This window comes from Pseudomonas sp. S2_C11 (genome assembly GCF_054668395.1).
Genome location: NZ_CP162765.1, coordinates 2965490 through 2992225 on the forward strand (window position 1 = coordinate 2965490; position 26736 = coordinate 2992225).

Sequence of the window (26736 nt, forward strand, 5' to 3'; positions counted from 1 at the left end):
AGCCTGCTCGCGAAAAGAGCAACTCGGTCTATAGGGATAACCGCACCGCCAATGCCGCCAACGTCACCAGCAACACCGGCACCGTCAACACAATCCCGACACGGAAGTAATAGCCCCAGCCGATATGGATGCCTTTGCGCTCCAGCACGTGCAGCCACAGCAAGGTCGCCAGGCTGCCGATCGGAGTGATCTTCGGCCCCAGGTCGCTGCCGATCACGTTGGCGTAGATCATCGCTTCCTTGATCACGCCGCTGGCCTGACTGGCGTCGATCGACAGCAAGCCGATCAGTACCGTTGGCAGATTGTTCATGATCGACGACAGCAGCGCCGTCAGCACCCCGGTGCCCATCGCCGCGCCCCACACCCCGTGGCCGGCGAATACGTCCAGCCACCCGGCGAGGTAACCGGTGAGTCCGGCATTGCGCAGGCCGTACACCACCAGGTACATGCCCAACGAGAAAATCACGATTTGCCACGGCGCTTCTTTCATAACCTTGCGCGTGGAGATCTTGTGGCCGCGCGCGGCAATACCCAGTAGCAGCGCGGCGCACACCGCCGAAATTGCGCTGATCGGAATGCCCAGCGGTTCGAGGGCAAAGCAGCCGATCAACAGGATCACCAACACCGCCCAACCGGCGTAGAACGTCGCTTTGTCGTGGATCGCGGTGTGCGGGTTTTCCAGCTGTTCCGGATCGTAAGCGGCCGGGATGTCGCGACGGAAAAACCACAGCAACATGCCCAACGTCGCCGCCACGCTGACGAAGTTCACCGGCACCATCACCGCTGCATAGCGGTTGAAGCCGATGTGGAAGAAGTCCGCCGAAACGATGTTGACCAGGTTCGATACCACCAGCGGCAGGCTCGCCGTGTCGGCAATGAACCCGGCGCCCATGACGAATGCCAGCGTCGCCGCCGGTGAAAAGCGCAACGCCAACAGCATCGAAATCACGATCGGCGTGAGAATCAGCGCCGCACCGTCATTGGCGAACAGCGCCGAGACCAGCGCGCCGAGCAGCACCATGAAGGCAAACAATTTGCGCCCACTGCCCCGCCCCCAACGCGCCACGTGCAGCGCCGCCCAGTTGAAAAAACCAGCCTCGTCGAGCAACAGGCTGATGATGATCAGCGCGACGAAGGTGCCGGTCGCATTCCAGATGATCTGCCAGACCAGCGGGATGTCCGTGAGGTGAACGACGCCAAAAATCAACGCCAGCACGGCGCCCAACGTTGCACTCCAGCCGACGCCGAGACCTTTGGGTTGCCAGATAACGAGGGTGATGGTCAGCAGGAAAATCAGTGACGCAGCGAGCATTCGCAGAAGCCTTCAAATAGCGAAACGGGTGGAAATCGAACAAATGTGGGAGCGAGTCTGCTCGCGAAAGCGGTGTGTCAGACTAGAAATTGTTATCTGACAGTCCGCCTTCGCGAGCAGGCTCGCTCCCACAGTGAGTTTCGGTAAATTTATTTCTTGTGTTGCTCGACGAACTGGCCGTACGCATCGATGAATTTCTGCAGGAACGGTTTCACCGAGTCGCTCAGTTTGCCCGCTTCGTCGAACGCATTACCGGCGCCGCCCAGGTAGGCTTCCGGCTGTTGCAGGCAGTGAATATCGAGGAAAACGAAGGTCTGGCGCAGATGCTGGTTGGCGCCGAAGCCACCGATGGCGCCTGGCGATACGCTGATCACCGCGCCGGGTTTGCCACTCCACGCGCTCTGGCCATAAGGGCGCGAACCGACGTCGATGGCGTTCTTCAACGGTGCCGGGATCGAGCGGTTGTACTCGGGGGTAACAAACAGCACCGCGTCGGATGACGCCACTTTCTGACGGAAAGTGCTGTAGGCTGCCGGCGGAGAATCGCCGTCGATGTCTTCGTTGTACAGCGGCAGTTCACCGATTTCGACAATCTCGAGTTTGAGATTGGCCGGTGCCAGTTCGGCGAGGGCCAGTGCGACTTTGCGATTGATCGATGCTTTGCGCAGGCTACCGACCACTACAGCGACGTTGTAGACATTGCTCATGGATGACTCTCGATGGTCCGTGGGAAGAGTCGCTAGTTATAGATGATCCAGTGACATTTTCACCAGTGGTCATTGGTTTTTCCTGCGCGAGGAATATTTTTTTCATGTAGGAAAACTTACCGAGCTTGCTGACGGTCTACAAAGCCGCAAATCAAGCGTTTTATCTCCAGAGGTTCTAAGCAGATGGCAGCAGTACTCGTCGGTCAGTTTCATGCAAGAGATGCGGAAGGCCGCGTTTATTCCGTGCATGAATTCCAGGAATCGAACCCGTCTGCAGACGGATCCACTGGCTCGGAGCCCATTTACAAACTCGCCATTGGCGATCGGGTCAACAAGGTCAGTGACAGCGAGTTTCTCCTGGTTCAATCAGGCATTACCCTGATCCGCGAACCCGAGCCAACCGTTGCTTCATAACCCTGCATTATGAGCAGAAGTCATGCGAGCGGACTTGGGGTAGGATTCAGCGTCTGACCCCACCTGCTGAACATGGACTTCACGCATGCGTTTACGCCACATCGAAGTGATTCAGGCGCTCTTGCAGACCGGTCACCTGGGCACCGCCGCCGAATGGCTGCAACTGCCGGTGACCGAGGTCGAAGAGCGTTTGCGCGAAGCCGAGAGTCAGTTGGGGTTCATGCTGTTCGCCAGCGTTCGCGGTCGCCTGCAATCGACCCCCGAAGCGCGCGCCCTGCAAGTGGAAATCGCGCACATCTATGAGGCGCTGGAGCCGGTGCAGCGTCTGGCCAGCAGCCTCAAGCAATACCTCGCCCCACCCCTGCGCATCATCGGCACCCCGCCGCTGGCCCAGCAATTGCTGCCACAAAGCCTTGCGACTCTGCGTCGACGCCTGCCCGACGCACCGTGCAGCCTGCTCAGCGCGCCGACTCGCGACATCGTCCGCAGCCTGTTACTGCGCGAAAGCGATCTGGGCCTGAGCCTGCACGATCCCGAACACTCCGATATCCACTGCCAGCCGTTGGCCCAGGGCAAGCTGCAATTGCTCGCTCCGCACGGCTGGCTGCAGCCGAAACAGAAATACATTTCCCTCGCGGATCTGGCCGGTCAGGCCATGGTCGGTCTCGAAGGTCAGGATCCGCTGAGCCCGGCGCTGGAAAACAAACTTCAGGCCCTGCGCCCGGCGCCAAGCATTCAGACCCGCGTGCAGACCCATCAGATGATGCGCAGCATGGTCGAGGCCGGCGAGGGTCTGGCCATCGTCGATCCGTTCACCGCTCTGGGCGCCCGCGCCGGTGGTCTGGACGTCTGCCCATTGTCACCGGCGGTGCCGATCAGCCTCTACGCCCTGACCTTCAAACATGCCGCGCCGTCGGCGGCGATTCAGACACTGCTGACCATCGTCACGGAACAAGCCGAGGCGATGTTGTCGAGCTGAGTGGTTTTTCCAGCGGATTATCGAACAGGCGATACCAGAACAACGCGACTTCGGCGGTATGCGGATCGATGCCGCGATAGCGCAACTGGTCGATGCCGCCGATCACATAACCGCAGCGCTCATACAGACGACAGGCACCGAGATTGTTGTTCTGGGTTTCGAGCATGATGCCCGGCAGCTTCTTCTTGCGACTCCAGAACTGCGCGACATCAAGCAACGCCTTGGCCACGCCGTGGCGACGGGCCGGGGCGTGCACCGCCAGTTCATCGATATGGGCAAAGCCGTTCCAGTTGGTGCTGATCACCAGGTGGCCGACCGGCTCGTCGTCCAGATACGCCATGAAAATCGCACTGTCGGGCGCGTTGTGAAAGGCGCTGAATTCTTCGGGATCGATGCCGTAGCACTTGCGGTACGGCACGATTGGCGTTACCGGCCACTGCTCGACCGGTTTGCCGATCACGGCAGCGCCGTAGGCAGCGACCTCGAAACTGAAGTCGCTGCCCCAGATATACGGCGCAAAACCTTCGTCGGCTACACGCACCGACAACCCTGGGTATTTCGGATTCATGACCGGTTGCATACTGGGAAAAGTCCTCATTCCTTGACGCAGCCGACGGTGTCGACCTTACCGTCGCGATGGATGATTGCCAGCGCAAATTTCAACTCTTTGTACATGAGACTCAGTGTCCTGAGGCGGCAGATTTGCACCTGACCAGTGCACTCAGGGTAGAGGGTTGCGACGAATGTGGCGAGAGTGGCAAGTTGGCTCCATGTCGCCAAACGCAAAAAATCGCTGCCTTCCTGGTCCCTACTATGGAATGCAATCCCCGTAGATACCGTCTTGAGCCTCACCGGGCAAGCGCAAGTTTCGGGTCATATGGCAGTCCTGACTTGAGCACTCCGTAAACGAAGTGCAGCAGCTTGCGCATTGCTGCGCAGATGATCTGCTTGGGGGCCTTGCCATTGGCTTCCAGGCGTTCTTTCATCGCCTTGATCGCCTTATTGTGTTTCAGCGCCACCATGCCAGGCATGTAAAGGCCTGCACGCAGCCGTGCTGACCCTACTCTTGAGATCAGGGTGTGACCTTTGAGCTTTCCTGATTCCTGCAGCTTTGGATTGAGCCCTGCAGCAGCGACCAGTTGGCGAGGATCACTGTATTTGCGCAAGTCACCCAGTTCGGCGAGCAATCGTTCAAGCGTTTTTTGTCCGATGCCGTCGATGGTTACGATGAGATCCCGCATCTGACGCATATCCGGGTCGTCATCGATGTGTTTTTTGATCGCCTTATGCGTTTCTACGATCTCTTTTTCGATATGGCGCAGAACGGAGTTGATCGAGTCTTTGACCTTTTCGTCGGAAACGTCCAGACGATTGAGCTCCATTTGTTCCATTTCCTGAAGGTCATCCAGGCGGCGCACCATTGCTTTTAACTGGCGGTATTTCAGCGGCTCAGGCGCCCATGGGTGAAGTTTTTGATCCTTTTCCCGGGCAAAGTCGGCGATCAGTTTGGCATCGCTTTTATCAGTCTTGATGCGGCGCAGTTCGCTGTCAGCGTACGCTTTGGTCGTAGCCGGGTTCACGACGCAGACCCGGAAGCCTTTGTTGTAAACGAATTCCGCGAGCTCCAAATGGTAGACGCTGGTGGCTTCCATCACGATCAGGGCCGAACGCTCGGCATTTTTTTCTAGCCACGCCTCAAACTCTTTAAAGCCCTTTGGATCGTTGGCCAGCTTGGCCTTGGTTTTGTGCTTGCCGTTGGGCTGGTGTGTAGCGATATCAAAGGTGTTCTTTGCGATGTCGACGCCAACGAAACCGGACATGATTGATTCTCCACTTGTTCCCTGTTGCGATCATCACGTCACTCTGTCCAACCTTGCGAATGCGGGCTCTCGCCGCAGGCGGGCCCAAGATACCGTGCGAACTGTACGAGTGAGTGTGGAGGGCTGGAGCACGATCTACGTCACAGGCAAAAAGCCTAAGGAGCTGCGCGGCTTCCAAGTCCCTCCCTCGATGATCAGTCGAGAACTATCGCTCCTGACGGAGCGTTAGTCGAGATACAAGGAGCTGCCGAAGGCTGCGATCTTTTGATCTTCTGATCTTTTGATTTTTCAGACCTGCGCATCAGCCTCGGCAATCTGCGTCCACAACGCCGGCGCTCCCGCCGATTTGGCGATGATTTCCAGCCGCACCAGATGCGCCGCCAGTTCTTCTTCGGTCGCCCGGATGATGCGTGCTGGCTGGCGATCGACCGGCAGGCGGCGGATTTCGGTAGCCGAGTTGTCGGCGCCCTCGCCCGTGCCATTGCCGTCAGACGCGTTGCCAGCCAGCGACAGGCTGGTCTGGCCGCCGGTCATGGTCAGGTAGACGTCGGCGAGAATCTCCGAGTCGAGCAAGGCGCCGTGCAGTTCACGGCCGGAGTTGTCGACGCCGTAACGTTTGCACAACGCATCGAGGCTGTTGCGCTGCCCCGGGTGACGTTCCCGGGCCATCATCAGGGTATCGAGGATGGTGCAATGCTGGGTGATATCGGCGCGATCGTGCTGGCCCATCAAGGCAAATTCGTTGTTGATGAAGCCAACGTCGAACGCCGCGTTGTGGATGATCAGCTGCGCGCCCTGGATGAACTCGAAGAACTCATCGGCAACTTCGGCAAAGCGCGGCTTGCCGACGAGGAATTCGTTGGTAATGCCATGCACACCGATCGCGCCTTCGTCGCTCTCGCGATCCGGTTGCAGATAAACGTGGAAATGCCGGCCCGTCAGGCGCCGACCGATCAGTTCGACGCAACCGATTTCAATGATCCGGTGACCATCGGTCACCGGCATGCCGGTGGTTTCGGTATCGAGTACAACGGATCTGGTGGCCATCAGTGCTCAGCTCTCAACGGGTCAATCGTGCAAAAGCGCGGATGTTAACACGCTGGACTCGAACCCTGTAGGAGCTGCCGAAGGCTGCGATCTTTTGATTTTTCCTGCAACAAGATCAAAAGATCGCAGCCTTCGGCAGCTCCTACAGGGGAATGCATTCCAATGTGGGAGCGAGCCTGCTCGCGAATGGCAGCGCCACGGTTTATAAGCGAAATCAGCTCTGCTTGTAACCACGCACTTCGTCAACGCCACGATTGGCCAGTTGGTCAGCCCGCTCGTTACCGTGATGGCCAATGTGCCCGCGCACCCATTTCCAGGTGACTCTGTGGCGGTTGACCTGCTCGTCCAGCTCTTTCCACAGATCGGCATTCTTCACCGGCTCTTTCGCAGCCGTTTTCCAGCCGCGCTTCTTCCAGTTGGCCATCCACTCGTTGATGCCTTTCATCACGTATTGCGAGTCGGTGACCAGCAGCACTTCGCAGGGGCGCTTGAGCGCTTCGAGGCCACGAATCGCGCCGAGCAGCTCCATGCGATTGTTGGTGGTGTTGGCCTCGCCGCCCCACAGTTCCTTTTCGACGCCCTTGCACACCAGCAGCGCGCCCCAGCCGCCGGGGCCGGGGTTGCCCTTGCAGGCGCCGTCGGTGAACAGTTCTACGGTGTCGACGCTTTCCACGCTTTCGCTCATGCCAGTCTTTCCAGAAAAATGCCTGTCCTGCCAATCACGGATCGACAATGACCGCGACCGGGACAAGCCCGGCCACAAATAAAAGAAGATTTACGGTTCGATGCGGCGGCGGTTGACCTTGGCCATCGGCAGCGGAATCAGCTTGCCCATCGGCTCGCGGCGTTCCTGGCGCAACGGCCTGAGCCCCACCACGATCTTGCGCGCCACCAGCAGATAGAAGCCGCCGCCGGACAATTGCCAGTCACCGGCCTTGCGTTCCCAGCCGGCCAGACGGTTCTGCCACTTGGGTGATGCGAGCGGCGGACGATAGCACCCGAAGCGGCGTTTCTCCAGCGCGAAGCCCAGCAGATTGAGCCAGTCGGCGACCCGCGACGGCGAGATGCAGCGCGCCTTGCGCAGGGCATCATTGGCGAAGAAATGCCGCAGCCCCCAAGTGCTCCAGGGGTTGATGCCGATGATCAGCAGATGCCCGCCGGGGCGCACGCTGCTCGCTGCTTCACGCAGCAAACCGTGGGGCGACAGGCAGAAATCCAGGCCATGCTGCATCACCACCACGTCGGCGGCGTGCTCGCTCAACGGCCAGGCCTGCTCTTCGCAAACGATCTCGACTCCGGGCAACGGTGCGCCGAGACGCACGTTGCGCTGCACTTGCGGCGCGGCCGGCGGGGTTTCGGCGGACGGCCCGTAATGCACCAGATAACCGCCGAAGAAGCGGCCGAGCTCGTCATCGAGCATGCGCCGCTCTTCATCCAGCAGAAATTGCCCGAGCGGCCCCGACAGCCATTCGCGGGCGGCGCTGATCAATGCCAGCCAGTCGGGATCGGCCTGAGCGAACGCTTTATCGGTCATGTCATTCTCCAACGCGCCAGGAACTACTAAGATGCGCCAATGTTTTCTGCTTGGCGAATTCCGACGATGATACAGATCAGTGCCCTGCCCGCGTTCACCGACAACTACATCTGGTTGTTACAGGATCATCAGACCCAGCGCTGCGCGGTGGTCGATCCGGGCGACGCCACCCCGGTGCAGGCGTGGCTTGACGCGCATCCGGGCTGGGTGCTCAGCGATATTCTGATCACTCACCATCACCATGACCATGTCGGCGGCGTCGAGCGCCTGAAAGCCGCGACCGGCGCCAAGGTCTACGGCCCGGCCAGCGAAAGCATCCCGGCGCGCGACGTAGCGCTCAAGGACAACGACAGCGTCAGCGTGCTCGGCTGGGACTTCGACGTCTATGCGGTACCCGGTCACACCCTGGGGCACATCGCCTATTACCACCATGGTCTGCTGTTCTGCGGCGACACCCTGTTCGCCGCCGGTTGCGGCCGGCTGTTCGAAGGCACACCCGAGCAGATGTACCGCTCGCTCAGCCGTCTTGCGGCCCTGCCGGAAGATACGCTGGTCTACTGCACCCATGAATACACCTTGAGCAATCTGAAATTTGCCGCCGCCGTCGAGCCGGGCAACCCGGAAGTCGCCGCCCGTCTGGAAAAGGTCACGCAGCAACGGCAGAACGGCGTGATGACATTGCCGTCGACTTTGGCCCTGGAAAAGCTGACCAATCCGTTTTTACGCACTTCTGAAACATTGGTTACACAAAAAGTGGACGAACGGGAAGGCGCTCAAAACCGGGAGCCGAGCGAGGTATTTGCGGCTCTGCGGGCATGGAAAGACAAGTTCTGACAAGCGCGCCGGCCGGGACAAAAATTCTCAATGGTTGACCGCAGGGGGTGCGCTTTCTAGAATCGCCCGACATTTTTGCCCGGAACTTACTTCCAGCCAATGTCGTCATCCATACGTAAGTCCGTCAATTCAGATGCTTTGACCCGCCTGGCACAAGCCATCGCGGTGGCTGTGTCCGCCACGCTGGCGGGTTGCTCCAGCCACGCTCCGCAGACTGAAGCGACGCATACGCCGAACATTGCTGCGCGAGCCAAGCAGAAGCCGATCTGGCTGACCGAGAAGCCCACTCCAGTGGCGCCCCAGGACATCTGGGAACGCATGCGTCAGGGCTTCCAGTTGCAGGAAGGCCTTGGCGTCAATCCGCGCATTGAGCAACAGCGCCTGTGGTTCGCCAGTAACCCCTCTTTTCTCGAGAATGCCGGCGAACGCGGCAGTCTCTACATTCATTACATTGTCGAACGCCTCGAAGAGCGCAACATGCCGCTGGAACTGGCCCTGCTGCCGGTGATCGAGAGCGCCTACAACCCGATGGCCTATTCCCGCGCCGATGCGGTGGGCCTGTGGCAATTCATTCCGTCCACCGGGCGCTACTTCAACCTGCGCCAGACCCGCTTCTACGACGGTCGTCGCGACATTACCGCCTCGACCACGGCCGCGATGGATTATCTGACCCGCCTGCACGACATGTTCAACGGCGACTGGCTGCTGGCTCTGGCGGCCTACAACGCCGGTGAAGGCACGGTCAGCCGGGCGATCGAGCGCAACGAAAAGCTTGGCCTGCCCACTGACTACTGGAACCTGCCGCTGCCGGCGGAAACCCAGGCCTATGTGCCGAAGTTGCTGGCGCTGTCGCAAGTGGTGCTGGCGCCGGAAGCCTATGGCGTCAACCTCAATCCGATCGCCAACGAACCGTACTTCCAGGTCGTCGAAATCAACCAGCGCATGGACCTGTCCAAGGTCGCTGCGGTGGCGAACATCGATGAAGACGAACTGTTCCAGCTCAACCCCGCGTTCAAACAGCGCACCACCATCGACGGTCCGCAGCATTTGCTGGTGCCGACGTCCAAGGCACAACTGCTGACTGCCAGTCTGCAGACCATGCGCCCGGACGAACTGATCAGCCCACGCTCGCTGAAACCGGTGTTCGAAGGCGCCGATCCGTCGGAAGTGGCGCAGCTCAAGCGCGCCTATCGGGTCAAGCGTGGCGACAACCTCGGCTCCATCGCCAAGGCCAACAAGGTCGAAGTCAAGGATCTGCAGCGCTGGAACAAGCTGACCGGCAAGAATCTCAAGGTCGGCCAGACCCTGGTCATGCAGGACAACACCAAGCGTGCACCGGCGCGCAAGTCCGGCCGGGTCAACACCGTGGTCGCGGCGAATACCAAGACCAAAGGCAAGGACGAGAGCAAGCAGCAGACCCAGTACAAGGTCAAGCGCGGCGACACCCTGTATGTGGTGGCCAAGCGGTTCAACGTCGAGATGCAACATCTCAAGCGTTGGAACCCGGGTGCGGGCAAGGCGTTGAAGCCGGGGCAGATGCTTACGGTTTATCAGCCGCACTGATTGAAGAGCCTCTGATATTTCAGGGGCTTTTTTTGGATGAAGTTTTTGTGGTGTGCTTTAGATCCATCCCAGCCCTCTCCCCCAGGGGGGAGAGGGGGAAATGGAGCCGATCGGGGGCTTTTCAGAAACTGACTTCGACTCGGTATCGCACGTCGGTGCAATTCGCCCAGCCACCACGATCAGTCCCCTCTCCCTCCGGGAGAGGGTTAGGGTGAGGGGCTCTTCGCGCAAACGATTAACCCGGCATTAACCCGCATCTTTTTCCTGTCCAGACAAGCTGTTACTGTACGGCCCACAAAGCCCAAGCCGCTGGATCGGATCTGACTTGAAGCGTGCCCTCTCCCTGCTCCTGATCAGCCTGGCCTTGAGCTCACCCGCAAGCGCGACGATTACCGAAAGTCATGGTTATGCGCAGTTCGGCACGCTCAAGTACCCGGCCAGATTTACCCACTTCGACTGGGTCAACCCGCAAGCGCCCAAAGGCGGTACGTTGCGGGTGATGGCGTTCGGCACCTTCGATACGGTCAATCCGTACACCTTCAAGGGCACCAGCCCGGTTACCACCGCCAATTTTCTCCAGTACGGCATCAACGAGCTCAACGAGCCGCTGATGGTCGGTACCGGACAGTATTCGCCGTCCGGAGACGAGCCGGCGTCGAGCTACGGTTTGATCGCACAATCGGTGGAGTACAGCGAAGATCGCAGCTGGGTCGTCTTCAATTTGCGCCCCGAAGCACGCTTTCACGACGGCGCGCCGATCACCGCCTACGACGTGGCGTTCTCCTATCGAACGCTGCTCAAGGACGGTCATCCGCTGTATCGCACGGCCTTGCAGGAAGTGCTACGGGTCGACATCCTCAACAAACAGCGCATTCGTTTCGTGTTCAAGCGCTCGGGCAATCCGCTGCTGATCCTGCGCCTGGGCGAGTTGCCGGTGCTGCCGCAGCATTACTGGAAAGACCGCGACTTCAAAGCCACCACCTTCGAACCACCGCTGGGAAGCGGGCCGTACCGCATCACGTCGGTCACGCCGGGTCGGCAGCTGATTTTCGAGCGGGTCAAGGATTACTGGGGCAAGGATCTGCCGGTCAATCGCGGCAAGTACAATTTCGATCGCATGGACGTCGAGTTCTACCGCGACAGCGATGTGGCCTTCGAAGCATTCAAGGCCGGTGAGTTCGACATCTACATCGAGCATCAGGCGAAGAACTGGGTCAACGGTTACAACTTCCCTGCTGTACGTCGTGGCGAAGTGATCAAGGTGCAGATCCCGCATCAGATCCCGACCCAGACTCAGGGCCTGTTCATGAACAGCCGCCGCGCAACCTTCGCCGATGTCAGGACGCGCGAAGCGTTGGGCCTGATGTTCGACTTCGAATGGACCAACCGCGCGCTGTTCAGCGATGCCTATAAACGCACCAGCAGCTACTACCCCAACAGCGAATTCACTGCGTCCGGCCTGCCGGTCGGCCATGAATGGCTGATGCTCAAACCCTACAAGGAGCAACTGCCGGCCAGGCTGTTTACCGAGCCGTTCACCCTGCCGAAAACCGACGGCCGTGGCATTCCGCGCGAGACTATGCGCAAAGCCCTCGCCCTGCTCGCCGAGGCCGGTTGGAAGCTCCACGGCCAGCGCCTGCAAGACAAAGACGGCCAACCGCTGCGTTTCGAACTGCTGCTGGTCAACCCGAGCCTGGAGCGGCTCTATCAGCCGTACATCGAAAACCTCAACAGCATCGGCATCGACGCGCGCCTGCGCACCGTTGATCGTGCGCAATACAAACAGCGCCTCGATCAATTCGATTTCGACATGATCTCGATGACCCTCGGCCAGACCCTGAGCCCGGGCCTTGAGCAGTGGCAGTACTTCCACTCCAGCCAGGTGAACGTCAAGGGCAGCAAGAATTACGCGGGCATCGCCAATCCGGTGGTCGATCACCTGCTCGAACAATTGCTCGCCGCCCGCACTCGCGACGAGCAGGTGGCCGCCGGCAAGGCGCTCGACCGCGTGCTGCTCTGGCAGCACTACAGCATTCCCAACTGGTACCTCAATTATCACCGTCTGGCCTACCGCAACCGGTTGGCCTTTGTCACCACGCCGCCCTACACCCTGGGCCTGAGCGCATGGTGGCTGAAGTCTTCGGAGAAAGATCGATGAACGCTGTTCGCACCCTGCTCGTGCAGGCCGGCGGCTTGCTGTTCGCCGGGCTGGCCTGGGCCGCCCCGCAACACGCCGTGACCCTGTACAACGAGCCGCCGAAATACCCGGCCGATTTCAAGCATTTCGACTACGTGAACCCTGATGCGCCCAAGGGCGGCGTATTCCGTCAGGCCGGCTTCGGTGGCTTCGACAGCCTCAACCCGTTCATCAACAAAGGCGTGCCCGCCGATGACATCGGCCAGATCTACGACACCCTGACCAAACACAGCCTCGACGAGCCGTTCACCGAATACGGCCTGATTGCCAGCAAGATCGAGAAAGCCGACGACAACAGTTGGGTGCGTTTCTACCTGCGCCCGGAAGCACGCTTCCACGACGGCCACCCGGTGCGCGCCGAAGACGTGGTGTTCAGCTTCGAGACGTTGACCAAGGAAGGCTCGCCGATGTTTCGCGGCTACTACAACGACGTCGCCGAAGCCATCGCCGAAGACCCGTTGAAAGTCTTGTTCAAGTTCAAGCACAGCAACAACCGCGAGCTGCCGCTGATCCTCGGCCAGTTGCCGGTCCTGCCGAAACACTGGTGGGCCAGTCGCGACTTCAACAAGGGCAATCTGGAAATCCCGCTGGGCAGCGGCCCGTACAAGGTCACCCAAGTGAAGGCCGGCCGGTCGGTACGTTACGAGCGGGTCAAGGATTACTGGGGCAAGGACTTGCCGGTCAACCGTGGCTTCTACAACTTCGACACGATGACCACCGACTATTACCGCGACAACACCGTCGCCCTCGAAGCGCTGAAGGCCGGGCAGTTCGATTACTGGCTGGAGATGACCGCGAAGAACTGGGCCAGCGCCTATAACGTTCCGGCGGTCACCGAGGGGCGTTTGATCAAGGAGCTGATCCCCAACAGCAACCCGACCGGCATGCAGGGCTTCGTCTTCAACCTGCGCCGCCCGGTGTTCCAGGATGTGCGCGTGCGTCAGGCGCTGGGGCTGCTGTTCGACTTCGAATGGACCAACAAGCAATTGTTCAACGGCGCCTACGTGCGCACCCGCAGTTACTTCGAGAACTCGGAAATGGCCGCCACCGGCCTGCCCGACGCCGAGCAACGGACGATCCTCGAACCGTTTCGCAGCAAACTGCCGGCCCAGGTGTTCAGCGAAGCCTTCGAAAATCCCAAGACCGACGCCAGCGGCATGATCCGCACCCAGCAGCGTGAGGCGTATCAACTGCTGCAAGAGGCCGGCTGGAAAATCGTCGATGACAAAATGGTCGACGCCACTGGCAAACCGGTGGTGATCGAATTCCTCCTCGCCCAGACCGAGTTCGAACGGGTGCTGCTGCCGTTCAAGCGCAACCTCAGCGACCTCGGTATCGATCTGGTGATCCGCCGCGTCGACGTCTCGCAGTACATCAACCGCGTGCGCTCGCGGGATTTCGACATGATGGTCGGCAGCTTTCCCCAGTCCAATTCGCCGGGTAACGAGCAGCGCGAGTACTGGATGAGCGCCGCCGCCGACAAACCGAGCAGCCGCAACAGCATGGGGCTCAAAGACCCGACCGTTGACCAACTGGTGGAAAGCCTGATCAACGCCGACTCGCGCAAAAGTCTGGTCGCCCACGCTCGCGCCTTGGACCGGGTGCTGCAATGGGGCTACTACGTGGTGCCGAACTGGCACATCAAGAGCTGGCGCGTGGCTTACTGGAATCATATAGGCCACCCGAAAACCTCGCCCAAGTACGACATCGGCATCAATACCTGGTGGGTCAAGCCTGACGCCAAGCCTGCCGTAGAAGTCGAAACCCAACTGCAAGCCGACCCTGCGGGCACGGAGTAATCAGATGCTGGCGTATATCTTTCGGCGACTGCTGCTGATCATCCCGACCCTGTTCGGCATTCTGCTGATCAACTTCGTGATCATCCAGGCCGCGCCCGGCGGGCCGGTCGAGCAGATGATCGCCAAGCTCGAAGGTTTCGAAGGCGCCACCAGCCGGATTGCCGGCGGCGGTGCCGAAGTGGCGGTGGCCGGCTCGTCCTACCGTGGCGCGCAGGGGCTGGACCCGGCGCTGATCAAGGAAATCGAGCACATGTACGGGTTCGACAAATCGGCCCCGGAACGCCTGTGGATCATGGTCAAGAACTACGCGCAGCTGGATTTCGGCGACAGTTTCTTCCGCGACGCCAAGGTCATCGACCTGATCAAGGAAAAGATGCCGGTGTCGATCTCGCTGGGGCTGTGGAGCACGCTGATCATGTACCTGGTGTCGATCCCGCTGGGCATCGCCAAGGCCACGCGGCACGGCAGCCACTTCGATGTCTGGACCAGTTCGGCGATCATCGTCGGCTATGCGATCCCGGCGTTCCTGTTTGCGATCCTGCTGATCGTGGTGTTTGCCGGCGGCAGCTATCTGGACTGGTTCCCCCTGCGCGGGCTGACTTCGAACAACTTCGATGAGCTGAGCCTGGGCGGCAAGATCCTCGATTACTTCTGGCACCTGGCATTGCCGGTCACCGCACTGGTGATCGGCAACTTCGCGACCATGACCCTGTTGACCAAGAACAGCTTTCTCGACGAAATCAACAAGCAGTATGTGGTCACCGCCAAGGCCAAGGGCCTGACCCGCCATCGCGTGCTCTACGGCCACGTGTTCCGCAACGCCATGCTGCTGGTGATTGCCGGTTTTCCGTCGGCATTCATCGGTATCTTCTTCACCGGTTCGTTGCTGGTGGAAGTGATTTTCTCCCTCGACGGCCTCGGCCTGATGAGTTTCGAAGCGGCGATCAATCGCGATTACCCGGTGGTGTTCGGCACCCTGTTCATCTTCACCCTGCTCGGGCTGGTGGTGAAACTGATCGGCGATCTGACCTACACCTTTGTCGATCCGCGCATCGACTTCGCCAGCCGGGAGCATTGAGATGAACCTGTCCCCTCTCAACCGCCGACGCTCCGAACTGTTCAAGGCCAACAAGCGTGGCTGGTGGTCGCTGTGGCTGTTTCTGATCCTGTTCGGCCTCAGTCTGGGCGCCGAGCTGATTGCCAACGACAAGCCGCTGGTCGTGCATTACGACAACAACTGGTATTTCCCGGCGATCAAGCGCTATCCGGAAACCGCGTTCGGCGGCGAATTCCCGCTGGAAGCCAACTACAAGAGTCCGTACATCCGTGAGCTGCTGAAGGCCAAGGACGCGTGGATTCTGTGGGCACCGATCCCCTACAGCTACCAGAGCATCAACTACGACCTGAAAGTCCCGGCCCCGGCGCCGCCCTCGGCGGACAACCTGCTGGGCACCGACGATCAGGGCCGCGACGTGTTGGCGCGGGTGATCTACGGTTTCCGCATTTCCGTGTTGTTTGCGCTGACGCTGACCGTGCTGAGTTCGATCATCGGCGTGATTGCCGGGGCTCTACAGGGCTTTTATGGCGGCTGGGTCGATCTCGCCGGGCAGCGTTTTCTCGAAATCTGGTCGGGGCTGCCGGTGCTGTATCTGCTGATCATCCTTGCCAGTTTCGTCCAGCCGAATTTCTGGTGGTTGCTGGGCATCATGCTGCTGTTCTCGTGGATGAGCCTGGTCGATGTGGTGCGCGCCGAGTTCCTCCGTGGCCGCAATTTGGAATACGTGCGCGCCGCCCGCGCGCTGGGCATGCAGAACGGCGCGATCATGTTCCGCCACATCCTGCCCAACGCCATGGTCTCGACCATGACCTTTATGCCATTCATCCTCACCGGCGCCATCGGCACCCTCACCGCTTTGGACTTCCTCGGTTTCGGCTTGCCGGCCGGCAGTCCATCGCTGGGTGAACTGGTCGCCCAGGGCAAATCCAACCTGCAAGCGCCGTGGCTGGGCATGAGTGCCTTCGCCGTGCTCGCCTTGATGTTGAGTTTGCTGGTGTTTATCGGCGAGTCCGCTCGCGATGCCTTCGACCCGAGGAAGTGAAATGAATCAGGACAATCTGATCGAAGTGCGTGACCTCGCCGTCGAGTTCGGTTTCGGCGAGCGCGTGCACCGGGTCGTCGAAGGCGTGAGTTTCGACATCAAGCGCGGCGAAACCCTCGCGCTGGTCGGCGAATCCGGCTCGGGCAAATCGGTGACCGCGCACTCAATCCTGCGCCTGCTGCCCTACCCGATGGCCCGCCATCCGGCCGGCAGCATCAACTATGCCGGGCAAAACCTGCTGGGCCTGAGCGAAAAAACCATCCGTCACATTCGCGGCAACCGCATCGCCATGATCTTTCAGGAGCCGATGACCTCGCTCAATCCGCTGCATTCGATTGAGAAGCAGATCAACGAAGTGCTCGGCATCCACAAGGGCCTGAGTGGCAAAGTGGCGACCAAACGCACGCTGGAGCTGCTGGAAATGGTCGGCATTCCCGAGCCGCACAAGCGGCTCAAGGCGCTGCCCCATGAATTGTCCGGCGGCCAGCGGCAGCGGGTGATGATCGCCATGGCCCTGGCCAACGAGCCGGAATTACTGATCGCCGACGAACCGACCACCGCGCTGGACGTGACCGTTCAGCTGAAAATTCTCGATTTGCTCAAGGATCTTCAGGCTCGATTGGGCATGTCGCTGCTACTGATCAGTCACGATTTGAACCTGGTGCGAAGAATTGCGCATCGCGTATGTGTCATGCAGCGCGGTTGCATCGTCGAACAGGCATCGTGCGCAGAGCTGTTCCGTTCGCCGCAGCATCCGTACACTCGGGAATTGCTCGGCGCGGAGCCCAGCGGCGGCCCGGCGAGCAATGAAATCGGCGCGCCGCTGCTCGAAGTCGAGGACCTGAAAGTCTGGTTCCCGATCAAGAAAGGCCTGCTCAAACGCACGGTGGATTACGTCAAGGCAGTGGACGGCATCAATTTCAGCCTGCCTCAGGGGCAGACTCTGGGGATCGTCGGCGAAAGCGGTTCCGGCAAATCCACCCTCGGTCTGGCGATTTTGCGGCTGATCGGCAGCAAAGGCACGATCCGCTTTGAAGGCAAGCAGCTAGACTGCCTGACGCAGAACGAGATTCGGCCGCTGCGGCGGGAGATGCAGGTGGTGTTTCAGGACCCGTTCGGCAGCCTGAGCCCGCGCATGTGCGTCAACGACATCGTTGGCGAAGGCCTGCGGATACACAGAATGGGCACCGCAGCCGAACAGGAAGCGGCGATCATTGCGGCATTGAAGGAGGTAGGTCTGGATCCGGAAACCCGGCACCGCTACCCCCACGAATTTTCCGGTGGGCAACGGCAGCGAATCGCCATTGCCCGGGCCTTGGTGCTGAAACCGGCGCTGATCCTGCTGGACGAGCCGACTTCGGCGCTCGACCGGACGGTGCAGCGGCAAGTGGTGGAGCTGTTGCGTTCACTGCAAGCCAAGTACAACCTGACGTATTTGTTCATCAGCCATGACCTGGCTGTCGTCAAAGCGCTGAGCCACCAGCTGATGGTGGTCAAGCATGGCCAAGTGGTCGAACAGGGAGACGCGCAAAGTATCTTTGCCGCCCCCCAACATCCGTATACACAGCAGTTGCTGGAGGCCGCTTTTCTGGCACCAGCCACTGCGCAATAACCTGAAAGAGGAGCAACACATGGGTTTTCTCGCCGGTAAGCGCGTACTGATCGTCGGTGTCGCCAGCAAGCTGTCCATCGCATCCGGCATCGCTGCCGCCATGCATCGCGAGGGCGCTGAGCTTGCCTTCACTTATCAGAACGACAAACTCAAGGGTCGCGTCGAAGAGTTCGCACAAGGCTGGGGTTCGAGCCCTGAGCTGTGCTTCCCGTGCGACGTGGCCAGCGATGAAGAAATCGCCAAGGTCTTCGAAGAGCTGAGCAAGAAGTGGGACGGTCTGGACTGCATCGTGCACTCCGTCGGGTTCGCCCCGGGCGACCAACTGGACGGCGACTTCACCGAAGCCACCACCCGTGAAGGCTTCCGCATCGCTCACGACATCAGCGCCTACAGCTTCGTGGCCCTGGCCAAGGCCGGTCGCGAAATGATGAAAGGCCGCAACGGCAGCCTGCTGACCCTGTCGTACCTGGGCGCCGAGCGCACCATGCCGAACTACAACGTGATGGGCATGGCCAAAGCCTCGCTGGAAGCCGGCGTCCGTTACCTGGCCGGTTCCCTCGGTCCGGACGGCACCCGCGTCAACTGCGTATCGGCTGGCCCGATCCGCACCCTGGCTGCTTCCGGCATCAAGAACTTCCGCAAGATGCTGGCTGCCAACGAAGCGCAGACTCCGCTGCGCCGCAACGTCACCATCGAAGAGGTCGGCAACGCCGGCGCCTTCCTGTGCTCCGACCTGGCGTCGGGCATCAGCGGTGAAATCATGTACGTCGACGGCGGCTTCAACACCACCGCGATGGGCAACATCGAAGAGTGATCTTCCTGTAGCCGTTAAAAAACCCGCCGGATCCGGCGGGTTTTTTTATGCCTGCAGAAAAGCTCGCCCAACTACATATGTACCGCCAACCACCCTGCCCTGCCTTTGATACTCGGCGCTCGATGCTTATCAGCCGCCAGGGAGGCGCAGATGGACGACACACCGGTACACGAACAGACGCTGATTCACAATCTCATCGCAGAATTGACCGCCGTACCGGTGGTCAGCGCCGCCACACCGGCGCGCACGCTGGAGGTTCCCCGTGCATGCCGGCTGCGCGAATGGATGGAGCTTTACTGGAGCGCCCTCGAACGCCCTGAATTTCTCGATTGGGCCAGTGGCTTTAACATCGATCTGGACACCTTGCAGATCAAGGGCGATACCCTGCAAGCGCAATCACCCTCGAACGGCTCCAGCGATGTCCGCACGTTCACGCTGGAAGATGATTCGGGCTGGTGGCAGATGGCGCCGATGCTGCTGTCGATTTCCCAGCGTATCGATCCTGCGGGGCTGGGCCTGCCCTACATCGGCGGTAAATCCGCCAATCCGCTGTATCGCTTTCCACGGCAAGTGGTGCTGGCGTTCTACGGTTACCCGGAACCGCAAAACCAGATTCAGGCCCGAGTCATCCTCGCCGAGCTGAAGAAAACCGGGCTGGCGGCCATCGATGAAAACGGCCAGAGCACGTCGGCGCTAGTGAAGGAACGCAACGCGCAACTGGAAGACTTTCGGGCGATCGCCGATCGAATCGATGAAGTGTTGCTCGCGAGCGACCCTTTCGAGCAGCGAGGCTTTCTCGACACGCCGGTAACCCTCACTTCGGCCTCTGTTTCTGCACCCGCCAGAGGGCCGCGCCTCAAACTGGGCGAGCTTCTGGGCCGCTATGAGTTTGCGTTGCCGCAAGATGCCCGCGAAGCCAAGGCACTTGCGCAACGCCTGCGCCAGCAAAGCTGGCCGGCGCTGCCCTACGTCAGCGATTACGTGCAAAGCAACGACCCCATCCGCAGTTATCGTGAAGAATTTGGCGCTCTGGAAGATAACCGGCACATCGTGCGACGCCTTGAAGCGCTGAGCTGGAACAAAGCGCCCAAGGCCAAGATCGATTACGAGGAAATCAGCGAGCCCCATCCGGATTCCGCGCTGGCGGGACGGATGAAGTATGGCCAGCGTCAATTGCAGACACTCAGCGCCGATGAGGATTTTCAAGCCATCCTGCAGCAGCACGGACTGCCCGCCGACAGTCAATTGCTCGTCACCGAATCCGGTCATGTCGGTACTGCCAGCGTAAAAGGCTGGGTCACCCTGACGGCGCAGGTGGAAAAACAGGCTGATCTGAAACTCTTTCGCGACCAGCTCAAGGCCAAGGCAAGCAAAGCCGGCGGCGCCCTGCGCTCAAGCGGTAAAGTCACCCTTGGGCAAATGCTGCGCTTCTACAATCTGCTTTTGCCGAACACTGTCGAGCAAGCCCTCGCGCTGGTGAAATGGTTCAGGATCAATCTGCACACCCGTCCCGGACATATGAATCACTGGTATCTGCTGGGCCAGCCGTGGACACAAACCGAGCGGTTCACGGCGCAACAGCGTCAGAGCATCATCGACACCACACAGGCGTTTTTACCCGTAGACTCGCCGCCGTTGATCGACTACCTCAGTGAGGGTGTCGATACCGATCTGCCGCTCAAAACGCTCCAGGCAAAAGCCGACTACCTGATCAGCCGTATTCTGATCACACCGCGCGCGCAAACGCTGGGCAATCTGCTGGTGAAGACTCTGGGCGCTCCGGCGCAGGAGAAACGCCTGCTGGCCACCAACCGCGATCGCCTGTTGCTCGCTGCATTGATTCTCAGCCTGGAGCCGAACGCGGGTGAGGATTTGAACCGTATTGTCGTGCAACGTCTGGAGGGGCGTGATTTCTGGGGCGACAGCTATGACGAGGTACGCCGCTTCATTGATCGGCAGCCCGCTCTTGCATCGGTCAAAAACAAGACGTTGGCCACCCATCTGTTGTTGTCCGGTATAGCGCCGGAGTTTCTGACCCGGCATATTCCGCCATCACTCTGTTACATGAGCTGTTCGCGTTGGGTCAGGCTGAAGCAGGTCGTGCTGTATATCGAAAGCCAAATGCCGGGTGTGGCACGCCTGATGAGCTATGAGCAACTGAGCCAACTGACCAAAGGCCCGGCCCCCACGCACTTCTACAAATTCCTGCGCGAGGATTCCTGTGCCTCACTGGTCGTTGACTGGGCGGTTGCCAGAGGGCTGATCCAGCGCAACGCCGAATTTCCGGTGACTGTTTATGACGCCACGACGCTGAAGCAGGCCGATGTCCTGTTCCGCAACCACAATCGCCTGTTGAACGATCTTTATCGGCGGGCGTTCCTTTCGGCACCGCCCACTCCCGTCACGGTTGCCCTGGCCGATCTGCGCAAGGTGTTCAGCGATTCCCCCTACCTCACGGAGAAGGCGCTGTTTGCTCCCGACTCCAACACGCAGACCTCTGCAGCGCACTATTCGCTGAGCGAACTGCATGTCGCCGGCAAGCTGACAGGTGACCTGCAAGGATGGCAATCGAGCAATGCACAGTTGCAACTGGCCCCCATGCTTGCCTCGTTGCCCAGACTGCACAATGTGGCGACCTACTTCCATGCGGCACTGAGCGCACGCCTGAGGCAAATGAAGGACGCACATATCGCATTTCTCAAGGAAGCGTTCTGTCGCTTGCCGTTCGCGCAGCGAATCGACATCGAAGATCACGAGCTGGAACTGCTCGCCCTGCGGCCAGTATCGGCAGCCACGGACAAGCTGGCTGACGCCAGCACTGCGCCATTCGGCATCTTGGCGCTGCTGAGTGGGAGTCCAGCCAGAGTCTTCGAGATTTTCACTGGCAGGAATGAAGTGGTGCTGCGTCGCGATATCGACCTTGCATTACTCAAACCATCGGGGGCAAATGATGCGGCGAAATCGCTGCCCGTCGACGCCGAAGCCTACAGGCACGGCTCCCAGCCTCGCTTGAATGCCACTTGTAACGCGTTCATTACTCGCCTCGATATTCAGGGCGCCCCCCTGGCGCAACAGGAGCGCGCCGCCGTGCCCGATACCTTCGCCTCCAACACAGTCAACGCCATCGCCAGCACTGCCGTCAGGCATCTGTTCGATGCTTTCAAAGCGCAAGCCTTGCAAGACGCATTGCGCGTGCCCGAACTCGAGGATGCCGCTGCCAGTGACGAGAAATGGCTGGCGTTTTACCAGAAGCTGAGCCCGCCCAAGCGCTGAGCACTGGCGAATCCGGCGATAGATCGACTGACGCCTTCGCGAGCAGGCTCGCTCCCACATAGATGGTGCTGAACTGAAAAAATCCTCCGCGCCATCGAGACCTGTGGGAGCGAGCCTGCTCGCAAAGACATTCCATCAGCCAGCATCAAATTGCCTGACCCACCGCCATCGCGGGCAAGCCCGCTCCCACAGGAATTCAAGGTGAACTCACACCTCATTAACGTCACTGGACTCTGTGGGAGCCGGCTCGCCAGCGATGGGGCCGTTACTAACAGCCTTTCAGAACTTGCTTGTGCGCATACATTGCGCCATCCGCATCGGCGAGCAGGCGATCAACGGTTTCGTGGCGTGTGGGGTCGTATTCGATCTGGCCGACGCTGAAGCGAATCGCGTAACCACGGTGCAGCGTGGCGTTGCGCTCTTCGAGGATTTCCTTGAGCCGCGCCATGATCCGCGTGGTTTCAACGTGGCTCGAGCCGGTCAGCAACGCGACGAACTCATCACCACCCAAGCGCCCGACCACATCGCTCTCGCGAAAGGCAATGCGCAACACATCGGCGAAGGTCTTCAGCGCACTGTCACCTTCGGCATGCCCGTACAGATCGTTGATCTGCTTGAAGTCGTTGAGATCGAAAAACAACAGCGTCGCCGGTCGGTTCAAACGTGCGCAGGCATCCAGCGCATGCTGGGCCAGTTGCTTGAAACCACGGCGATTGGACAGCAGCGTCAGTTCATCCATGCTTGCCATCTGCACCGCCGTCAGCTCTTGCTCGGCCATCTCCGCGAGGTCGCGCAACAAGGCTCGCTCTTCGTCGTCGAGATGGCGGGGTTTGGTATCGATCAGGCACAAGGTGCCCATTTTGTTACCGTCCGGTACGGTCAGCGGATAACCGGCGTAAAAGCGAATATTCGGTGCGCCGGTGACCAACGGGTTGTCATGAAAGCGCAAATCTTCCAGCGCATCGGGCACCAGCATCAGCTCGTTTTGCAAAATCGCATGGCCGCAGAACGAGACATCGCGGGACGTCTCGCTGACATCCAGACCCACACAGGACTTGAACCACTGGCGATCCTTGTCGACCAGCGTGACCAAGGCGATCGGCACGTTGAACAGGCGCTTGGCCAGGCGTGTCAGACGATCAAAGCGCTCCTCCGGCGCCGAGTCGAGGTTGAGGCCGTGCAAGGCGTCGATTCGTGCAGCTTCATTGGCAGGTTTTCCGGGCACCAGCATGCGCACACTCCGTAGACAGTCATGCGTTCAGCGTAGCGCTTAATTGTCGGGGCATCACATTTGCGCCACCGGACAAGGCCCGCCGGCATCGGCCCAGAGCTTGAACTGCGCGACGAAAATATCGTGCGGCACCGGCACCGGTGCGCGCCCTGCCCCGGGATTCCAGCCCCAGAGCACCAGTTTGTCTTCGCTGACGTGTTTTAACAGTGCGGCAAAATCCCGATCGCCGTTGCTCGCGCGGTCCTTGATCATCGCGCAGAGCTTGTCCGAGGGCAGGCCGATCCAGGCCATTTTGTGTGCCGCTGGCGGCAGGCTCCAGTGCGGCGCACCCGGCGGCGCATGGGGGCCATAACTGGCCGGCGGATTGCTTTCAGCGTGACAGGTGGCGCAGGGCAAACCGGCGGCGCCCTTGCCATCCATGCCGCGCACTACATTCATCGCGTGAGGGATGCCAGCGTCGAACTGCAACGGCGAATCGCCGGGAATGTGGCAGTTCTGGCAGCGCGGGCTCTGGAACACTTTCTGCACCGTGCCGAAGGCCTTCAACGCTTCCTGATCCTCGGCAAACAGGTCCGAGGCATAGCCACCAAGACCGAGCAACACGACGGTGCCCAACACAAGATGTCGTTTCATCTCACACCCCCGACAATTGCAGTGGCAGTTCGCGCAGACGCTGCCCGGTCAAGGCGAACACTGCGTTGGCCACCGCCGGCGCGGTCGGTGGCACGCCGGGCTCGCCGATGCCGCCGGGTTTTTCGCTGCTGGGGACGATGTGCACTTCCACCACCGGCATTTCGTTGAGCCGCAGCACTTGATAATCGTGATAGTTGGACTGCACGACGCCGCCATCCTTGACGGTGAGCTTGCTGTGCAGGGCCATGCCGAGGCCGAAAGTGATGCACGATTCCATCTGCGCGGCGATGCTCTGCGGATTCACCGCAATGCCGCAATCCACTGCGCAGACCACCCGATGTACACGTATTGCCAGATTGTCCTGCGACACCTCGGCGACCTGCGCCACGTAGCTGCCGAACGACTCGTGTACCGCCACGCCCAGAGCATGCCCGTCCGGCAACGGCGCGCCCCAGTTGGCCTTCTCCACCGCCAGATTGAGCACGCCGAGATGGCGCGGGTGCGCTTTGAGCAGCGTTCGTCGGTACTCCACCGGATCCTTGCCCGCCGCCGTCGCCAGTTCATCGATCAGCGATTCCATGACAAAACCCGTGTGGGTGTGGCCCACCGAACGCAGCCACAACACATTGATGCCGGTCTGCGGCGAATGCAGGTCGACCTGATGATGAGGCAGATCCTTGATGTACGGACTGTCGGCCACGCCCTCGACCGAGGTGGCATCGATGCCGTTCTTGACCATCGCTGCCTCGAGCATCGTCCCGGCCATGATCGACTGGCCGACCAGCACATGCTGCCAGCTCATCGGCAAACCATCAGCACCCAGCCCGACCTGCGCCTTGTGCAAATACATCGAGCGGTAGTAGCCGCCGCGAATGTCATCTTCGCGCGCCCACACGGTTTTCACCGGCAGGTCCGCCGCTTTCGCCACTTGCACCGCTTCGGCGACGAAGTCCGAAGTCGGATTGGCGCGGCGACCGAAGCCACCGCCGAGAAATTCCGTGTGAATTTCGACCTGCTCGGGCTTGAGCCCGGTGATCTTGCTGGCGACCATTTGGTCGAGGGTCTGAAACTGCGTGCCAGTCCAGATTTCGCATTTGCCAGCGCTGATTTTCACCGTGCAATTGAGCGGTTCCATCGGCGCGTGGGCCAGATACGGCACGCTGTATTCGACCTCTATTTTCTTCGCGGCTTTGCCGAAATTGGCCTTGGCATCTCCAGCCTGCGTGGCCGAGGTGCCCGGCGTCGCTGCCAGTTTGCGGAAACTCTCCAGCAGCTTTTCACTGCTCATGTCGGCCAACGGCCCCAGGTCCCAATCGACCTTCAGCGCATCACGGCCCAGCTTCGCCGCCCAGAAATGCTCGGCCACCACCGCCACGCCGCTGGGCACCTGCACAACTTTGTGTACGCCTGGAATGGCCAGCGCTGCGGCGCCTTCGAAGGATTTCACAGTGGCGCCAAACACCGGCGCGCGGGCGACCATCGCGGTCATCAGGCCTTCAAACTGCACGTCCATGCCGAACTTTGCGCGGCCGGTGATCTTCTCCGGGGTATCGAGGCGCTTGGTCGGTTTGCCGATGACTTTCCAGTCCTTGGCTTCCTTGAAAGTGATGGTTTTCGGGTCCGGCACCGGCAGTTGCCCGGCGGCATCGGCCAGTTCGCCGTAGGTCGCGCGTTTGTCCCCGGCGATGACCACGCCGGACTCAGTGCGAATTGTCGACGGGGCGACGTCGAAGCGTTTCGCCGCCGCTTCCACGAGCACCTGCCGCGCCGTCGCCCCGGCGAGTCGATAGCGGTCAAACTCCATCCAGGTCGAAGTCGAACCTCCGGTGATCTGCATGCCGCCAAATGCCGGCAAGCCGTAATCCGCCGCCGAGGCTGGCGAGTGCTCGACGCGGATTTTCGACCAGTCGGCGTCCAGTTCTTCGGCGATCAGCATGGTCAGGCCGGTCCAGATGCCCTGGCCCATTTCCGAATGACCGAGCAGCACGGTGACGCTGTTGTCCGCCGCGATGCGCAGGAACGCGTTGGGCGCGAAGGTCTTGTTCTGATTTTCTGCCGCCCGGGCAAAGCGGTTGGCCCCGGGCACCACAAACGCCACCATCAGGCCGCCGCTTAACAGTGCGCTGCCCTTGAGAAACCCGCGACGCGATACAGGACTGTTCATCGTTCCTCTCCCAGAGAATGACTCAGCCGATTTCGGCGGCGCGTTTGACCGCAGCGCGAATGCGCGGATAGGTGCCGCAGCGGCAGATATTGCCGGAGAGCGCCTGATCGATATCGCTGTCGGTGGGCTTGGGAATTTTCGCCAGCAATGCGGCGGCGGACATGATCTGCCCGGACTGGCAATAACCGCACTGCACCACGTCCAGCTCGGCCCAGGCCTGCTGCACCGGGTGCGAGCCATCGGTGGACAAGCCCTCAATGGTGAGGATTTTCTGCCCATGGGCGACGGCAGTCGCCGGGGTAATGCAGGAGCGTAATGGCGCGCCGTCGACGTGCACGGTGCAGGCGCCGCACTGGGCCATGCCGCAACCGAACTTGGTCCCGGTCAGGTGCGCGATATCGCGCAGAACCCAGAGCAGCGGCATGTCAGCGGGGACATCGAGCTCTTGGTCCTTGCCATTGATATTCAGGGTCAGCATCGGGTGATTTCCTCAGACTCACGTATTGCAAAGGGGCGTCGCTGTGGTCGCAAAAACCTACGGACGCCCGCGCTTATCCCTTTCAGCAAAGCCTAAATTGCGCAGCAAGCCACACGTTGTGACCAGCGGTCATGCAGACCCCGGCATTGCTCCTACAGTTGATAACGGCTCGCACTGAGTCGTCGTATCTCTGCGCAACCGGCCCGCGAACCTCGCGGTTGTCCAT

The 26736-nt window shown here is 60.3% G+C and carries 22 protein-coding genes; 11 read left to right on the top strand and 11 right to left on the bottom strand.

The features are described 5' to 3' along the window. Positions 1-28: 28 nt before the first annotated feature. Together AB4N48_RS13365 and AB4N48_RS13370 are read right to left on the bottom strand one after the other, a co-directional pair. A complete protein-coding gene (locus AB4N48_RS13365) occupies positions 29-1312 on the bottom strand; it encodes an arsenic transporter (RefSeq protein ID WP_095179577.1) in 1284 nt (427 codons plus the stop codon). 149 nt (positions 1313-1461) lie between these two features. Then, complete coding sequence (locus AB4N48_RS13370; protein WP_039763234.1) at positions 1462-2019, bottom strand: NADPH-dependent FMN reductase; 558 nt, start codon at positions 2017-2019, stop codon at positions 1462-1464. A 183-nt stretch (positions 2020-2202) separates the two neighbouring features. On the opposite strand from AB4N48_RS13370, the gene AB4N48_RS13375 reads away from it, so the two are divergent. Then, entirely contained in the window at positions 2203-2433 is a 231-nt protein-coding gene (locus tag AB4N48_RS13375; protein ID WP_041480622.1) for a hypothetical protein, read from the top strand. A gap of 85 nt (positions 2434-2518) precedes the next feature. Beyond that, a complete protein-coding gene (locus AB4N48_RS13380) occupies positions 2519-3412 on the top strand; it encodes a LysR family transcriptional regulator (RefSeq protein WP_460093615.1) in 894 nt (297 codons plus the stop codon). On the opposite strand, the gene AB4N48_RS13385 is transcribed toward AB4N48_RS13380, so the two are convergent. The 5 genes from AB4N48_RS13385 to AB4N48_RS13405 form a co-directional block, all read right to left on the bottom strand. Next, positions 3378-3992, bottom strand: a complete 615-nt coding sequence (locus tag AB4N48_RS13385; protein ID WP_016774208.1) for a GNAT family N-acetyltransferase — start codon at positions 3990-3992, stop codon at positions 3378-3380. The two genes, AB4N48_RS13380 and AB4N48_RS13385, sit on opposite strands and share 35 nt — an antisense overlap. Before the next feature lie 268 nt (positions 3993-4260). Then, the gene (locus tag AB4N48_RS13390; RefSeq protein ID WP_056786210.1) at positions 4261-5232 is read right to left on the bottom strand and encodes an IS110 family RNA-guided transposase; all 972 of its coding nucleotides are present in this window, start codon (positions 5230-5232) and stop codon (positions 4261-4263) included. A gap of 288 nt (positions 5233-5520) precedes the next feature. Then, positions 5521-6279, bottom strand: a complete 759-nt coding sequence (gene dnaQ, locus AB4N48_RS13395; RefSeq protein ID WP_041480624.1) for a DNA polymerase III subunit epsilon — start codon at positions 6277-6279, stop codon at positions 5521-5523. 214 nt (positions 6280-6493) lie between these two features. Further along, complete coding sequence (gene rnhA, locus AB4N48_RS13400) at positions 6494-6964, bottom strand: ribonuclease HI (protein ID WP_460093616.1); 471 nt, start codon at positions 6962-6964, stop codon at positions 6494-6496. A gap of 90 nt (positions 6965-7054) precedes the next feature. Continuing rightward, entirely contained in the window at positions 7055-7813 is a 759-nt protein-coding gene (locus AB4N48_RS13405) for a class I SAM-dependent methyltransferase (protein WP_041480625.1), read from the bottom strand. 66 nt (positions 7814-7879) lie between these two features. On the opposite strand from AB4N48_RS13405, the gene gloB reads away from it, so the two are divergent. The 9 genes from gloB to AB4N48_RS13450 all read left to right on the top strand — a co-directional run bounded on the left by gloB (position 7880) and on the right by AB4N48_RS13450 (position 22004). Further along, positions 7880-8647: a hydroxyacylglutathione hydrolase gene (gene gloB / locus AB4N48_RS13410; RefSeq protein ID WP_305382666.1), complete on the top strand. Its 768-nt coding sequence runs from the start codon at positions 7880-7882 to the stop codon at positions 8645-8647. 99 nt (positions 8648-8746) lie between these two features. Continuing rightward, positions 8747-10210 (top strand): transglycosylase SLT domain-containing protein, encoded by a 1464-nt coding sequence (locus AB4N48_RS13415; RefSeq protein WP_041480626.1) that lies wholly within the window; start codon positions 8747-8749, stop codon positions 10208-10210. Positions 10211-10535: 325 nt separating this feature from the next. Beyond that, positions 10536-12368: an extracellular solute-binding protein gene (locus AB4N48_RS13420; RefSeq protein ID WP_310215735.1), complete on the top strand. Its 1833-nt coding sequence runs from the start codon at positions 10536-10538 to the stop codon at positions 12366-12368. Further along, on the top strand, positions 12365-14206 hold the full coding sequence (locus AB4N48_RS13425; RefSeq protein WP_056784665.1) for an extracellular solute-binding protein: 1842 nt from the start codon (positions 12365-12367) through the stop codon (positions 14204-14206). The genes AB4N48_RS13420 and AB4N48_RS13425 overlap by 4 nt, the downstream gene beginning before the upstream one ends. A 4-nt stretch (positions 14207-14210) precedes the next feature. Further along, positions 14211-15284: a microcin C ABC transporter permease YejB gene (locus AB4N48_RS13430; protein WP_016774154.1), complete on the top strand. Its 1074-nt coding sequence runs from the start codon at positions 14211-14213 to the stop codon at positions 15282-15284. Between the two features lies 1 nt (position 15285). Further along, positions 15286-16305, top strand: a complete 1020-nt coding sequence (locus AB4N48_RS13435) for an ABC transporter permease (RefSeq protein WP_460093617.1) — start codon at positions 15286-15288, stop codon at positions 16303-16305. A gap of 1 nt (position 16306) precedes the next feature. Further along, a complete protein-coding gene (locus AB4N48_RS13440; RefSeq protein WP_460093618.1) occupies positions 16307-17917 on the top strand; it encodes an ABC transporter ATP-binding protein in 1611 nt (536 codons plus the stop codon). Positions 17918-17936: 19 nt separating this feature from the next. Then, positions 17937-18731 carry an enoyl-ACP reductase FabI gene (gene fabI, locus AB4N48_RS13445; RefSeq protein ID WP_003202751.1) on the top strand — a complete coding sequence of 265 codons (795 nt, stop codon included), beginning with the start codon at positions 17937-17939 and terminating at the stop codon, positions 18729-18731. A 105-nt stretch (positions 18732-18836) separates the two neighbouring features. Further along, complete coding sequence (locus AB4N48_RS13450) at positions 18837-22004, top strand: hypothetical protein (RefSeq protein ID WP_460093619.1); 3168 nt, start codon at positions 18837-18839, stop codon at positions 22002-22004. 268 nt (positions 22005-22272) lie between these two features. Here the strand turns inward: AB4N48_RS13450 and AB4N48_RS13455 are convergent, their stop codons facing one another. The 4 genes from AB4N48_RS13455 to AB4N48_RS13470 are packed head-to-tail and all read right to left on the bottom strand — an operon-like array spanning position 22273 to position 26510. Then, positions 22273-23235, bottom strand: coding sequence for a sensor domain-containing diguanylate cyclase (locus tag AB4N48_RS13455; protein WP_460093621.1), 963 nt, complete (start codon positions 23233-23235; stop codon positions 22273-22275). A 54-nt stretch (positions 23236-23289) separates the two neighbouring features. Next, a complete protein-coding gene (locus tag AB4N48_RS13460) occupies positions 23290-23868 on the bottom strand; it encodes a hypothetical protein (protein WP_016774149.1) in 579 nt (192 codons plus the stop codon). Between the two features lies 1 nt (position 23869). Next, a complete protein-coding gene (locus AB4N48_RS13465) occupies positions 23870-26032 on the bottom strand; it encodes a xanthine dehydrogenase family protein molybdopterin-binding subunit (RefSeq protein ID WP_460093623.1) in 2163 nt (720 codons plus the stop codon). A 22-nt stretch (positions 26033-26054) separates the two neighbouring features. Then, positions 26055-26510 (bottom strand): (2Fe-2S)-binding protein, encoded by a 456-nt coding sequence (locus AB4N48_RS13470; RefSeq protein WP_041478642.1) that lies wholly within the window; start codon positions 26508-26510, stop codon positions 26055-26057. Between the last annotated feature and the right edge of the window lie 226 nt (positions 26511-26736).

Excerpts from the sequence above, each read along its gene's own strand:
- AB4N48_RS13425 (WP_056784665.1), top strand. The coding sequence starts at position 12,365 with ATGAACGCTGTTCGCACCCTGCTCGTGCAGGCCGGCGGCTTGCTGTTC.
- AB4N48_RS13465 (WP_460093623.1), bottom strand. The coding sequence starts at position 26,032 with ATGAACAGTCCTGTATCGCGTCGCGGGTTTCTCAAGGGCAGCGCACTG.
- AB4N48_RS13415 (WP_041480626.1), top strand. The coding sequence starts at position 8,747 with ATGTCGTCATCCATACGTAAGTCCGTCAATTCAGATGCTTTGACCCGC.
- rnhA (WP_460093616.1), bottom strand. The coding sequence starts at position 6,964 with ATGAGCGAAAGCGTGGAAAGCGTCGACACCGTAGAACTGTTCACCGAC.
- AB4N48_RS13455 (WP_460093621.1), bottom strand. The coding sequence starts at position 23,235 with ATGCTGGTGCCCGGAAAACCTGCCAATGAAGCTGCACGAATCGACGCC.
- AB4N48_RS13470 (WP_041478642.1), bottom strand. The coding sequence starts at position 26,510 with ATGCTGACCCTGAATATCAATGGCAAGGACCAAGAGCTCGATGTCCCC.
- AB4N48_RS13405 (WP_041480625.1), bottom strand. The coding sequence starts at position 7,813 with ATGACCGATAAAGCGTTCGCTCAGGCCGATCCCGACTGGCTGGCATTG.
- AB4N48_RS13390 (WP_056786210.1), bottom strand. The coding sequence starts at position 5,232 with ATGTCCGGTTTCGTTGGCGTCGACATCGCAAAGAACACCTTTGATATC.
- AB4N48_RS13440 (WP_460093618.1), top strand. The coding sequence starts at position 16,307 with ATGAATCAGGACAATCTGATCGAAGTGCGTGACCTCGCCGTCGAGTTC.
- AB4N48_RS13370 (WP_039763234.1), bottom strand. The coding sequence starts at position 2,019 with ATGAGCAATGTCTACAACGTCGCTGTAGTGGTCGGTAGCCTGCGCAAA.
- AB4N48_RS13365 (WP_095179577.1), bottom strand. The coding sequence starts at position 1,312 with ATGCTCGCTGCGTCACTGATTTTCCTGCTGACCATCACCCTCGTTATC.
- AB4N48_RS13380 (WP_460093615.1), top strand. The coding sequence starts at position 2,519 with ATGCGTTTACGCCACATCGAAGTGATTCAGGCGCTCTTGCAGACCGGT.
- dnaQ (WP_041480624.1), bottom strand. The coding sequence starts at position 6,279 with ATGGCCACCAGATCCGTTGTACTCGATACCGAAACCACCGGCATGCCG.
- AB4N48_RS13375 (WP_041480622.1), top strand. The coding sequence starts at position 2,203 with ATGGCAGCAGTACTCGTCGGTCAGTTTCATGCAAGAGATGCGGAAGGC.
- AB4N48_RS13430 (WP_016774154.1), top strand. The coding sequence starts at position 14,211 with ATGCTGGCGTATATCTTTCGGCGACTGCTGCTGATCATCCCGACCCTG.
- fabI (WP_003202751.1), top strand. The coding sequence starts at position 17,937 with ATGGGTTTTCTCGCCGGTAAGCGCGTACTGATCGTCGGTGTCGCCAGC.
- AB4N48_RS13385 (WP_016774208.1), bottom strand. The coding sequence starts at position 3,992 with ATGCAACCGGTCATGAATCCGAAATACCCAGGGTTGTCGGTGCGTGTA.
- AB4N48_RS13460 (WP_016774149.1), bottom strand. The coding sequence starts at position 23,868 with ATGAAACGACATCTTGTGTTGGGCACCGTCGTGTTGCTCGGTCTTGGT.
- gloB (WP_305382666.1), top strand. The coding sequence starts at position 7,880 with ATGATACAGATCAGTGCCCTGCCCGCGTTCACCGACAACTACATCTGG.
- AB4N48_RS13435 (WP_460093617.1), top strand. The coding sequence starts at position 15,286 with ATGAACCTGTCCCCTCTCAACCGCCGACGCTCCGAACTGTTCAAGGCC.